This is a genomic window from Kitasatospora sp. NPDC058218 (genome assembly GCF_042882445.1).
Taxonomy (GTDB): Bacteria; Actinomycetota; Actinomycetes; order Streptomycetales; family Streptomycetaceae; genus Kitasatospora.
The window spans coordinates 239,389-251,578 of record NZ_JBHVWC010000002.1 but is presented as its reverse complement, the minus strand read 5'-3'; the positions used below and the strand labels follow the sequence as shown (position 1 = coordinate 251,578).

Genomic DNA, 12,190 nt, shown 5'->3' with positions numbered 1-12,190 from the left:
CCGATGTGGCCGCCAACACCTACAGCGCCCCCCGCTCCACCACCCGGCCCCCCCCCCACACCACCAACAACACACGGCCGTGGCCGACCAGGACGGCCGGGGGGGGGGGGGTGCCCGGCGCCGCCCCCCCCCCCGGCCGGTCAGTTGTCCAGCGTCCCCACGTGGTGGACGCGGACGAGGTTGGTGGAGCCGGCGAGGCCGGGCGGGGAGCCGGCGGTGATGACGACGATGTCGCCCTTCTGGCAGCGGCCGAGGGAGAGCAGCGCGGCGTCGACCTGTTCGACCATCTCGTCCGTGGTGGGGGCGAAGGGGCCGAGGAAGGTCTCCACGCCCCAGGTGAGGGCGAGTTGGCTGCGGACGGCGGGCTCGTAGGTGAAGGCGAGCACGGGGATGGGCGAGCGGGAGCGGGTGAGGCGGCGGGCGGTGTCGCCGGACTGGGTGAAGGCGATCAGGTACTTGGCGCCCAGGAAGTCGCCGATCTCGGCGGCCGCGCGGGCGACGGCGCCGCCCTGGGTGCGCGGCTTGGTGCCGGTGGTGAGGGGCGGGAGGCCGGCGGCGAGGACGTCCTGTTCGGCGGCCTCGATGATGCGGCCCATGGTCCTGACGGTCTCGACGGGGTACTTGCCGACGGAGGTCTCGCCGGAGAGCATCACGGCGTCGCTGCCGTCGAGGACGGCGTTGGCCACGTCGGAGGCCTCGGCGCGGGTGGGGCGGGAGGCGTTGATCATCGAGTCGAGCATCTGGGTGGCGACGATGACCGGCTTGGCGTTGCGCTTGGCCAGCTTGATGGCGCGCTTCTGGACCATCGGGACCTGTTCGAGGGGCATCTCCACGCCCAGGTCACCGCGGGCCACCATGACGCCGTCGAAGGCGTCGACGATGGATTCCAGGTTGTCGACCGCCTGCGGCTTCTCCACCTTGGCGATGACGGGGACGAAGCGTCCCTCCTCCGCCATCACGCGGTGGACGTCCTCGATGTCGCGGCCGCTGCGGACGAAGGAGAGCGCGATCAGGTCGGCTCCGGTCCGCAGGGCCCAGCGCAGGTCGGCGACGTCCTTGTCGCTGAGTGCGGGGACGGAGACGGCGACGCCGGGGAGGTTGAGGCCCTTGTGGTCGGAGACGAGGCCGCCCTCGACGACGGTGCAGCGGACCAGCGGGCCGGCCACCTCGACGACCTCCAGGGTGACCCGGCCGTCGTCGACGAGGATCCGCTCGCCGCTCGTGACGTCCGCGGCGAGGCCCGGGTAGGTGGTGCCGCAGATGTTCTGGTCTCCCACGACGCCCTTGTCGGTGGAGATGGTGAACTCGTCGCCGCGTTCGAGAAGTACCGGACCTTCGGCGAAGGTCTCCAGGCGGATCTTCGGGCCTTGAAGGTCGGCGAGCACGCCGACGCTGCGGCCGGTCTCGTCGGCGGCCTTGCGGACCCGGCGGTAGCGCTCCTCGTGCTCGACGTGGGAGCCGTGGCTCAGATTGAAGCGGGCGATGTCCATCCCGGCGTCGACCAGGGCCTTGATCTGGTCGTACGAGTCGGTGGCTGGCCCGAGAGTACAGACGATTTTTGCTCGGCGCATACTGCTGAGGGTAGGCATTACCGGCGCGTAACATCGACCTCCGTCCGTCCAGCGGGATGACCTTTGCAGGAAGGCGAGTTGAACAATCTGACACATCGTCGCCCGCACCCTCCCGAGCGGGCGACGGAGGGCTCGGCCGGTTGACGCGCAGACCCCCCGACCGCCTCCGGTGACGACGGCCCCGACCCGTGAGCATGCGGACGGTCCCGTCGTCCGCCACGCACCGCCCACCACCTCTTCCGCCGACCGTCCTGACCCCGGCGCGCGGCGGCCGGACCTCGGCCGCGCATCCCGATGCGATTCCGTGAAGGGGTGTTCACCCCTGGTTCACCGCGCCTTCGGCCGGCGCTCGCGGCCCGGCGGGACGCTCGTCACCCGGGTGGGAGCCCGGACAGCGTTTCGACGAGGGGGAATCGTCCGGCATGAAGCGTGCGTTCGGAGTGATCGCGGCCCTGGTGCTGCTCGGCGGGGTGGCGTTCGCGCTGCTCAAAACGCCCGGCGACGATCCGGGGCCCAAGGTTGTCACCGTCACCGGCGTGATCGGTTCCGAGAAGCGCGACTTCTTCAAGGACCCGGACGTGACGGCGGCGCTGGCCGAGCAGGGCCTCAAGGTCGAGGTGCAGACCACCGGTTCGTGGCTGATGGGCGAGAGCAAGGTCGACCAGCTCGACTTCGCCTTCCCCGCCAGCCTGTCGCCGGCCGAGGCGATCCGCGGGCAGCTGAAGCTCAAGGACGCGCCGATCCGCCCGTTCTACTCGCCGCTGGTGGTCCTGGCCCACCAGTCGACCGCCAAGGTGCTGGCACAGAACGGGCTGGCCTCCCAGGACCAGAACTCCCGGGTGTGGACGCTCAAGATGGACGAGTACCTCAACCGGGCCAAGGCCGGCCAGAAGTGGGAGGAGCTCACCGGGGCCAAGGAGCAGTCGGACCTCAGCGGGGCGATCTACATGACCACCACCGACCCCTCCGAGTCCTCCTCCGGCGCCCTCTACATCGCGCTCGTCTCCTACCTGCTGAACAACCACCAGGTGGTCTCGACCGATGCCGAGGTCCAGCAGGTGAAGGGCGTCCTGCTCGCGCTGACCTCCAAGCAGGGCATCCAGAAGAGCAGCAGCGACGAGCCGTTCCGGGACTTCCTCTCGAACGTCGGCAATCCGCTGGTGCTCGCCTACGAGTCGCAGGCGGCCCAGTTGGCCGTGGAGGGCAAGAACGCCGGCGACATGGTGGTGCTGTACCCGGACACCACCATCTCCTCCGACCACACCATCGTCGGGCGCACCGAGGCCGGGCAGAAGCTGGCCAACCTGCTGCGCGACAACGAGAAGCTGCGCAAGCTGGAGGCCAAGTACGGTTTTCGGCCCCAGTCGGACCCGGCCGCCTTCGGTCTGCAGACCGCCGGCCGGGAGAACCCCGCCTTCGCGCCGGACCTGAAGCCGGCCGGGGTGAAGCAGGCCCCGGTCGCGGAGCCCACGATGCTGACCAAGCTGGTCGACGCGGCCAAGGGGAAGTGACCGGCCCATGGCGACGAGGACCGGCGGCACGGCGGGAAGTACGGCAGGCGGCAGGGCAGGCGGCACGACGCACGGCATGACGGACGGCACGGCACTCGGCAGGCTCGACGGCAGGACAGGCGGCACGGTGATGAGGACGATCAGGGCGGGGGCCGCGATGCGGCACGGCGGGCGGGTACTGGCGGCGGGGGTGGCCCTGCTGGTGGCGGCGACGGCGTGCACGTCCTCGCCGGCGCCGGCGCCCCGGCCGAGCGACGCGCCCGCGCCGACCGCGCAGGCGGGTGTGCTGCGCGTCCTGGCCGGCAGTGAACTCCAGGACATGGCACCGGTGTTGGAGGAGGCGCAGAAGGCGACCGGGGTGACCGTCCAGTTCTCCTGGACCGGGTCGCTGGACGGCGCGGACGCGGTCGCCTCGGGCCGGGCCGACGGCAAGTACGACGCGGTCTGGTTCCCGTCCAACCACTATCTGCGGTTGGACGACACGGCGAAGTCCAAGTTGCTGTCCGAGACGCCGGTGATGGTGTCGCCGGTGGCGGTGGGCGTGCGCTCCGCCTCGCTCGGCGAGCTGGGCTGGGGGGACGGTTCGAAGGTGAGCTGGGCGCAGCTGGCGGACGCGGCCTCGACGGGCAGGCTGGCCTACGGGATGGCCGATCCGTCGCGGTCCAACTCCGGTTTCTCGGCGCTGGTGGCGGTGGCGTCGGCGTTCTCGGGGGCGGACTCGGCGCTGACGGACGCGGATGTGCAGAAGGCGACGCCGTCGTTGAAGCAGTTCTTCACGGGGCAGAAGTTGACGTCGGGTTCGTCCGGCTGGCTGGCGCAGGCGTATGCGCGGGCGGAGCAGGGGCGGGTCGGGGCGCTGGTGAACTACGAGTCGGTGCTGCTGTCGCTGAACAAGACGCTGGCGGCGGACCAGCAGTTGACGGTGGTGCGGCCGATCGACGGCGTGGTGTCGGCGAACTACCCGTTGACGCTGCTCGGTTCGTCGGCGCAGCGGGAGCGGGACTCCTTCCAGCGGCTGACGTCGTACCTGCTGAAGGAGGACGTGCAGAAGCGGATCTCGGAGCTGACGCTGCGCCGTCCGGTGGCGGCGGGGGTGGCGCCGGCGTCGTCGCTGCCGGCCGACCGGCGGCGTGAGCTGCCGTTCCCGGGCAGCAAGGCGGTCGCGGACGGGTTGTTGGCCTCGTACCAGGACGAGCTGCGCCGGCCGTCGCGGACGGTGTACGTGCTGGACACCTCGGGGTCGATGGCGGGTGCCCGGTTGGCGGCGCTGAAGTCGGCCATGGGCCGGTTGACGGGGGCGGACGACCCGCGTGGGGTGCGGCGGTTCCGCAACCGGGAGGAGGTGACGCTGCTGTCGTTCGCGTCCAAGGTGAAGTCGACGAAGACGCACACGGTCCCGGCGACCGGCGCGCAGCAGGAGCTGGCGTCGATCAACGCGGATGTGCAGGCGTTGTCGGCGGACGGCGGGACGGCGGTGTACAGCTCGCTGCAGGAGGCGTACAAGGTCCTCGACCGGCAGCAGGCGGCGACGGGGGACGACCGGTTCACGTCGATCGTGGTGATGACGGACGGCGAGAGCAACGAGGGCGCGTCGGACAAGGACTTCCGGAACTTCTACAACGGGTTGTCGGCGGCGCAGAAGGCGGTGCCGGTGTTCCCGATCCTGTTCGGGGACGCGGCGAAGAACCAGTTGCAGGGGATCGCCGAGCTGACCGGCGGCAAGCTGTTCGACGGGACGGCTTCGCTGGACGGTGCGTTCGAGGAGATCCGTGGTTACCAGTAGCAGCGGGGGTCCGGGCGGGCGGCGGGTGATGGGCTACCTGGGGTCGACCCGCAACCTGGTCGGGTGCGGCTCGGGGGCGGCCGGGCTCGTGCTGCACTTCGTGGGGCTCGGTGGTGCCTGGTGGCCGGGGATCGTGGCGGCCCTGTACGGGGTCGGTGCGCTGCTGACCCCGGGGCCGCCCCCGCCGCCGGTGCTGCCGTCCCGGCCGGTGCCGGATCCGTTGCCCGCGCCGCCGCCGTGGGCGGAGCTGGAGGAGTTGGCCGACTACCTGGGGACGGTGGCGCTGCCGTCGTCGGTGGAGGTGGACGCCCTGGTGGAGCGGTTGCGGGCGGCCGGGCGGGGGCCGGCGGCCGAGCGGATCGTCCTGCGGCGGCTGCCGGTGGCGGTGGACGGTTATCTGCGGGCCCGGACCTGGCAGCGCTGGTCGCCGAACGGGGCCGATCCGGGGGTGGCGCTCGCCCGTGAGGTGGAGCTGATGGCGGCGGCGCTGGCGGCCTGAGCGGGCCGGGCGGACGTGGTCCGTCCGGCCCGCTCGGGGCCGGTCATGCCTCCAGGGCCCCGGCCAGTTCCGCCCGTCGCCGGACGCCGAGCTTGCGGAAGCTGTTGGTGAGGTGGGTCTCCACCGTTCGCACGGCCAGGTGCAGCATCGCGGCGATCTCGGCGTTGGAGTGCCCGGCCGTGGCCAGGCGGCAGATCCGCAGTTCGCTGTCGGTGAGTGCCTCCGCCCCGGCGTGTTCGCCCCGGCCGCGGCGGGCGCCGCTGGCGCGCAGCGACTCCCCGGCGACGGCCCGCAGCCGTACCGCGCCGAGCCGTTCGGCCCGGCCGGCGGCCTCGCGCAGGGCGCGGCGGGCGGCGCCGCGCCGGCCGCCGTCGGCGAGCAGGCGGCCGTAGGTGATCAGCGCGGGGATGAGTTCGGTCTCCACTTCGGCGGTGCGCAGGAGTTCGACCGATTCGGCGGCGAGGTCGAGTCCGTGCCGGCCGCCGGTGGCGGCGGCGAGCGCGCGCAGGGCACGGCCGACGGTGCGCGGGGTGCCCCAGATCCGGGCGAGCCGCAGTTCCTCCTCGGCGAGGGCGACGGCGGGGCCGGGCTCGCCGAGCGCGGTGTGGCAGTCGGCGGCGGCGGACCGCCAGGGGGTGACGATGGGGCTGTGGACCTGCCGTTCGCCCTGTCGGCGTCCGCATTCCATCAGGTCGACGAGGGCCTCGGCGGGCTCGCCGGTGGCCAGTCGGAGCAGGCCGCGGGCGTACAGGTACTCGTTCCACTCCCAGGAGCCCTGGGCGCGGTCGGCGGCGACGGCGCGGGCGAGGCCGTGGGCCTGCCAGTAGCGGCCGGTCTCGGTGAGGGCGATGACGGCCTGGGCGACCAGGTGGGCGTTCTGCTGGCCGAGCAGGCCCGCGTAGTGGCCGGGCGCCGTCTCGGTGGCGGTGCTCCCGGCTCCGTCCGCTTCGCCGGCGCCGGCACCGGCACCGACTGCGGCGAACCCGGCGCACGGGCCCGCGACGCCGGAGCCCGCGGCGCCGGAGCCCGCGGCGCCCGGCCCCGTGCACCCCGGGTCCCCGGCGACCGCGCCGCCGTGGCCGGGGATTCCCGATCCGGTGTCCGCCGCTGTCCCGCACCACCAGGACCAGACGGACCGCTCGGACCGCTCGGCGGCCTCGCCGCCGGCCCTCCCCCGCGCCCCGGTCCGCAGCCCGTGGCGCACGGGCTGGGCGGCGGGCGCCGCCCCGGCCGCGCACGAGGCGGGCAGGGTCGCCGGAGCGGGCGCCGCGAGCAGCGCCGGAGCGGACGGCGCGGGAGGCGTGGCGGGCACGGCGGGCGCGCTGGTCGGCTCGGTGAGGGCGAGGTCGTCCAGCAGCGCCTGGTACTCGCCGCGCATCACCCGGGTCTCGGCCCGAACGCTCAGCAGGCACTGGTACCCGGGGTCGAGCGACGGCCCCCGGTAGGCGGCCAGGCCGCGCGCCACCAGCCGGTCCGCCTCGGACAGCAGGTCGGCCCACTGGGCGAGGGTGGCGGCGGAGACCAGCACGTAGGAGCGGCAGAGCGGGTCGACCGGGGCGTCGAGCAGTTCCCTGACCCGCCCGGCCACCTCGGTGGCGGAGAGCACGCCACTGGTCGAGTCGAACTCGGTGAGCAGCGCGTAGGCGGGCGGCGCGAGCCGGTGCTGGGTGCGGGCGGCGAACCGCTGGACGCCCTCGACCACCTGGAGCCAGCTGTGTCCGTCGTGGGCGGCGATCAGCGCGGCGGCGGCCTGCACGGCGTGCACGAGGTCGTCGCGGTCGGCGAAGCGTTCGGCCAGTTCCTCCATCAGCTCCAGCGCGGCGGGGGCGTCGCCGCGGGCTGCCAGCACGGCGCCGAGCGTGTTGGCGGTCTGGAAGACGCCCTCGTCGGACTGCTGGAGGTGGACGGCCTCGGCGAGGTGGCGGACGCCGGCGGTGCGCTCGGCCGGGCCCAGGGTGACCTCCAGGCCGCCGAGCTCGGTGAGCAGCAGGCCCCGCCGGCGGTCGCTGAGCGGCTCGGTGAGGACGCGGCGCAGCAGGGTGACGGCGTCCTCGGGGCGGTCGGCCTCGGCGGCCTTGCGGGCGGCGCGGCGCAGGGCTTCGGCGGCCCAGCGCGGGGCGGGGGCGGGGGTGAACAGGAGGTGCCCGGCGACGCGTTCGTCGGGTGCCCCGCTGCGGTGCAGGAACTCGGCGGCGCGGCGGTGGACGTGGGCGCGGTGGCCGGGTGCGTGGCCGGCCAGGACGGCGTCGGCGAGCAGCGGGTGGGCGAAGCGGGGCCAGCGGCCGGGCCCGGGGTCGTCGAGCAGGTGCTGGGCGGTGAGTTCGGCGAGCCAGCCGGTGATCTGGTCGGGGTCGGCGCCGGAGAGTTCGGCGAGCATCGGAACGGGGTCGTGGTCGCCGGCGCCGGGCAGTGGTGCGCTGCGGGCGGCGGGGTGCTCCTGCATGCGGGCGAGCACCCGGGCGGTGGCGAGGGCACGGTCGCCGCCGCCGCGCAGCCACTGCTCGACGGCTTCGGGGAAGGCACCGCCGGGCAGCCGGGCGCAGGTGTCGGGCAGGGCCCGCAGCGCGGCGAGGGCGCGCGGTGCCGGCAGGGCCGGGAGGGCGACGAGGGCCGGCGGCGCGGGCAGGGCGGTGAAGGCGATGGGGCAGGGCCCCTCGGGGTGGTCGCGCAGGTCGCTGAGGAGTGCGGTGAGCAGCAGCGGGTTGCCGCCGGTGGCGTGGACGCAGTCGGCGGCGAGGGCGGGCGGGGCGCCGAGGCCGAGGTGGAGTTCGGCCAGCCGGGTGGCGGCGGTGGTGTCGAGGGGGCCGAGCCGGGTGGTGTCGGCGAGTCCCGGGGGCAGGCCGCGGCCGAAGCGGGCGGGCGGGGCGCCGAGGGTGGACTGGCGGTGTTCGGTGGCCAGCAGGAGGACGGGCAGCCGGTCGATCCGGCGGGCGAGCTGGAGCAGCCAGTCCCGGGAGGGCCGGTCGGCGAGGTGGATGTCGTCGACGGCGAGCAGGACGGGGCGGTGGGCGGCGTGCAGGCGCAGCAGGGCCCAGAGCTCGGTGTCGGTGTCCGGTGGGCCGGGGGTGCGGCCGGGTCCGGCGGGTGGCGTGCCGTGGCCGGGGACGGCTTCGAACAGCTGGCGGGCGGCGGCGTAGGAGGTGGTGGCTTCGTCGGCGGAGCAGCGGGCCCACAGGACCGTGCTGCCGTGGGCGGCCTCGCGGCGGGCGGCTTCGGCGAGCAGGGCGCTGCGGCCGGTGCCGGCGGGGCCGGTGAGCAGCAGGACGCCGCCGGTGCCGGCGCGGGCGCGGGCGGCGAGTGCGGCGATCCGGCGCAGCTGGGAGTCGCGGGCCGCGAGGTGCGGTGGTGCGGCGACGGTCCGGTCCTGGTGGTGTCCGCGCGTCCTGACGGTGCTCATCTGCTTCCCTCCCGCGACGCCCGCCGGATGACCGGACGGGCACTTTTCCCCGTTGTGCGGGGAAACGGCTTGACGCCGTGTCAGCGGCTCGGCTAGAGCTGTGATTCTCGTCGCACCCCTTCCGGAGCCGCACAGCATCCCCACCCGACCTGCCCGGCACCCCTCCCGCCGGGCCCCGCACCGCCCCCCGCCCGGGCCCGTGCGGCGCACCTCGTCCGCGTGTCCGTGCGGCGCTGCGCTGCTCCGATGCCGTCGGGTGGCCGATCTCGTGGTGGACCACGATGGTCATGGCCGCCCGTGGCGGGGACCATGGAGCCTACCGGGGGGCCGTCGTCGTCCCCGCATCGCACGCCGCACGGCCACCGCCCGCCGGGTTCATGCACCGCCCCTCAGCGCGCATACCGGCCGTCCGGTGGCGGGCCGGGACGCTCCAGGAGGGGGCCAGATTGACTGTCCTGCACACCGACCACGAACGCCGCGCCGTGCCCAGGCACGCTTCCGCGTCGACCGGTCAGCGCATGGTGCCGCCGCAACGCCCGATGTCCGCCCGCCACGTCGCCCCGTCTGCCGCTCCCCCGTCCAGCGGTAGCCGGACCAGTGTCGTCGTGCAGGCCGCGGACCCGATCTCGCGGGCCGGTGCGGAGGCGCAGCTGCGCCGCCACCCGGGCCTGGAGCTGGCGGACCCGGCCCCGGGGGCGCCGACCACGCCGGGGGCGGTGACCGTGCTGCTGGCCGAGTCGGCGGACGCCGCCGTCATGGCGAACCTGCGGCGGCTGATCCCCGGCGCCGACCAGCGGGTGGTGCTGGTGGTCGAGCGGATGCGCGAGGCCGAGCTGCTGGAGGCGGTGGAGTGCGGGGTGGCCGCGATCCTCTGGCGCCGGGAGGCGACCGCCGAGCGGCTGGGCCGGGCGGTGCTGGCCGCGGCCCGGGGCGACGGTGACCTGCCGGCGGACCTGCTGGGGCGGCTGATCAGCCAGGTGGGCCGGTTGCAGCGCAGTGTCCAGGGGATGCCGGGCCATGCGCCGGCGGGGCTGTCCGAGCGGGAGTCGGACGTGCTGCGGCTGGTCGCCGAGGGCTGGGACACGGGTGAGATCGCGGCCCGGCTGTCGTACTCCGAGCGCACCGTCAAGAACGTGCTGCACGGGCTGACCACCCGTCTGCAGTTGCGCAATCGGGCACATGCCGTCGCCCACGCGGTCCGCGAGGGCTACATCTAGGCCCCGCACCACGCCCCCGCAGCCACCCGTCCCGCCGCGTTCCGTCCGCGGCGTGGCGGGTGGCTCGTCGTCGTGGGGCCCGGCGGCGGGCCCGGCGGGTGCGCGGGGCCCGCCGGGCGGTGTCACGAACGAGTCGCCAAGATCTCACCTGCCGGAAACGTTCCGGGGCTATCCATCGGCCGGGGTCGCGCGGCACACTTCTACGCGCGTACCTCTACGCGCGTCACCACCATCGTTGACGATCCGTTCGCCGTTCCCACCCGGGAGAGCCGTCCATGCCTCTGAACCGCCGTGACTTCGTCACCCGGTCCGCCGTCACCGCCGCCGGCGCAGCCCTCGTGGGCGGCGCCGGCCTCGCCGCAGCCTCCCCCGCCGCGGCGGCCGGCCCGGAGGACGCCCGTGCCAAGGGCCGGGCCAGGAAGCAGGCCTTCACCGTCATGGGCACCACCGACCTGCACGGCCGGGTGCTCAACTGGGACTACTTCACCGACGCGGTCTACGCCGACAAGGCGCACAACGAGGTCGGCCTCGCCAAGATCTCCACGCTGGCCAAGCAGGTCCGCGAGGAGAAGGGCTGGGACCGCACCCTGCTGATCGACGCCGGCGACACCATCCAGGGCACCCAGCTGACCTACTACTACGCCCGGGTCGACCCGATCGCGACCGAGGCCGACCACGCGCCCGAGCACCCGATGGCGCTCGCCATGAACACCATGGAGTACACGGCCGCGGCGCTCGGCAACCACGAGTTCAACTACGGCATCGACACCCTGCGCGCCTACGAGGAGCAGCTGGACTTCCCGCTGCTCGGCGCCAACGCGCTGAACGCCAAGAACGACAAGCCGGCCTTCCCGCCGTACGTGATCCGCAAGCTGAAGCTGGGCAACGGCCCGGCCCTGAAGGTCGGCATCCTGGGCCTGACCAACCCGGGCATCGCGATCTGGGACAAGGCGAACGTGGCCGGCAAGATGACCTTCCCCGGCATCGTGGAGACCGCGAGGATCTGGGTGCCCAAGGTCAAGGCGGCCGGTGCCGACGTCGTCGTGGTGGCCTGCCACTCCGGCATGGACGAGGCCACCTCCTACGGTGACCAGCTGCCGTGGGGGGAGAACGTCTCGGTCGCGCTGGCCGAGCAGGTCGCGGGCATCGACGCCGTCCTGGTGGGTCACGCGCACAAGGAGATCCCGCAGCGCCTGGTGGTCAACAAGGAGACCGGCCGGACGGTCGTGCTCTCCGAGCCGCTCTGCTGGGGCCAGCGGCTGACCTGCTTCGACTTCGAGGTGGAGCTGGACAAGGGCGCCTGGAAGGTGGTCTCGCTCTCCTCCCGGGTGCTGAACTCCAACACCGTCCCGGAGGACCCGGAGATCGTCGACCTGATGACCGACCAGCACAAGAAGGTGGTCGAGTACGTCAACCAGGTCATCGGCACCGCGAAGATCGAGCTGTCGATCGCCGAGGCGCCGTTCAAGGACGTCCCGATCATCGACCTGATCGGCCGCGTCCAGGCCGACGTCGTCAAGGAGGCGCTGGCCGGCGGCCAGTACGCCAAGCTGCCGGTGCTGGCGCAGGCCGCGCCGTTCAACCGCAGCGCGGTGATCCCGGCCGGCCAGGTCAAGCTGCGCGACGCGGCGGGCCTGTACATCTACGAGAACACCCTGGAGGCCCGCATCCTGACGGGCGCCCAGCTCAAGGACTACCTGGAGTTCTCGGCCCGGTACTACGCCCAGCTCGCCCCGGACGCGCCGGTCGACAAGGCCACCCTGACGAACGCGGGGAGCACCCCGGACTACAACTACGACTCGATCTACGGCCTGGGCTACGACATCGACATCGCCCAGCCGGTCGGCTCGCGGATCGTCAACCTCTCCTTCGAGGGCAAGCCGGTCGACCCCGCCGCCCAGTTCGTCCTCGCGGTCAACAACTACCGCGCCAACGGCGGCGGCAACTTCCCGCACGTCGCGGCCGCCCAGAAGGTGTGGGCCAACTCGGACGAGATCCGCAACGCGATGATCTCCTGGGTGAAGGCCAGGGGCACCATCGACCCGGCCGACTTCGCCGGCGAGTCCTGGCGCCTGGTCCGCGCCGGCCGGCCGGTCTTCTGAGCCTGCCGGACCGCGGGCGTGCCCCCCCCCCCATTCCCCGGTGGCGGGGGGCCCGCCGCCGTGCCCCCCCGCCCCCCGCGGCCGGCCCCGACCCAGTAGACCCCGCGCCG

At 73.9% G+C, this 12,190-nt stretch carries 7 protein-coding genes; 5 read left to right on the top strand and 2 right to left on the bottom strand.

Annotated features, from left to right (window positions below):
- Positions 1-140 precede the first annotated feature (140 nt).
- Positions 141-1,571: a pyruvate kinase gene (pyk, locus tag ACFVYI_RS02110; RefSeq protein WP_387880489.1), complete on the bottom strand. Its 1,431-nt coding sequence runs from the start codon at positions 1,569-1,571 to the stop codon at positions 141-143.
- A gap of 422 nt (positions 1,572-1,993) precedes the next feature.
- Between pyk and ACFVYI_RS02105 the strand changes: the two genes are divergently transcribed.
- From ACFVYI_RS02105 to ACFVYI_RS02095, 3 genes are all read left to right on the top strand, one after another.
- On the top strand, positions 1,994-3,082 hold the full coding sequence (locus ACFVYI_RS02105) for a hypothetical protein (protein WP_387880486.1): 1,089 nt from the start codon (positions 1,994-1,996) through the stop codon (positions 3,080-3,082).
- Positions 3,083-3,212: 130 nt separating this feature from the next.
- Positions 3,213-4,865, top strand: coding sequence for a substrate-binding domain-containing protein (locus tag ACFVYI_RS02100; protein WP_387880530.1), 1,653 nt, complete (start codon positions 3,213-3,215; stop codon positions 4,863-4,865).
- On the top strand, positions 4,852-5,364 hold the full coding sequence (locus tag ACFVYI_RS02095) for a hypothetical protein (protein ID WP_387880484.1): 513 nt from the start codon (positions 4,852-4,854) through the stop codon (positions 5,362-5,364). The genes ACFVYI_RS02100 and ACFVYI_RS02095 overlap by 14 nt, the downstream gene beginning before the upstream one ends.
- A gap of 43 nt (positions 5,365-5,407) precedes the next feature.
- Here ACFVYI_RS02095 and ACFVYI_RS02090 read toward each other — a convergent pair whose 3' ends face one another.
- Entirely contained in the window at positions 5,408-8,761 is a 3,354-nt protein-coding gene (locus tag ACFVYI_RS02090) for an AAA family ATPase (protein ID WP_387880481.1), read from the bottom strand.
- A 539-nt stretch (positions 8,762-9,300) separates the two neighbouring features.
- On the opposite strand from ACFVYI_RS02090, the gene ACFVYI_RS02085 reads away from it, so the two are divergent.
- Positions 9,301-9,978, top strand: a complete 678-nt coding sequence (locus tag ACFVYI_RS02085; protein WP_387880527.1) for a LuxR C-terminal-related transcriptional regulator — start codon at positions 9,301-9,303, stop codon at positions 9,976-9,978.
- 275 nt (positions 9,979-10,253) lie between these two features.
- Entirely contained in the window at positions 10,254-12,080 is a 1,827-nt protein-coding gene (locus tag ACFVYI_RS02080) for a bifunctional metallophosphatase/5'-nucleotidase (RefSeq protein WP_387880479.1), read from the top strand.
- Positions 12,081-12,190 lie beyond the last annotated feature (110 nt).

Coding starts and splice junctions, on each gene's coding strand:
- pyk (WP_387880489.1), bottom strand. CDS start 1,571: ATGCGCCGAGCAAAAATCGTCTGTACTCTCGGGCCAGCCACCGACTCG.
- ACFVYI_RS02105 (WP_387880486.1), top strand. CDS start 1,994: ATGAAGCGTGCGTTCGGAGTGATCGCGGCCCTGGTGCTGCTCGGCGGG.
- ACFVYI_RS02100 (WP_387880530.1), top strand. CDS start 3,213: ATGAGGACGATCAGGGCGGGGGCCGCGATGCGGCACGGCGGGCGGGTA.
- ACFVYI_RS02090 (WP_387880481.1), bottom strand. CDS start 8,761: ATGAGCACCGTCAGGACGCGCGGACACCACCAGGACCGGACCGTCGCC.
- ACFVYI_RS02085 (WP_387880527.1), top strand. CDS start 9,301: ATGTCCGCCCGCCACGTCGCCCCGTCTGCCGCTCCCCCGTCCAGCGGT.
- ACFVYI_RS02080 (WP_387880479.1), top strand. CDS start 10,254: ATGCCTCTGAACCGCCGTGACTTCGTCACCCGGTCCGCCGTCACCGCC.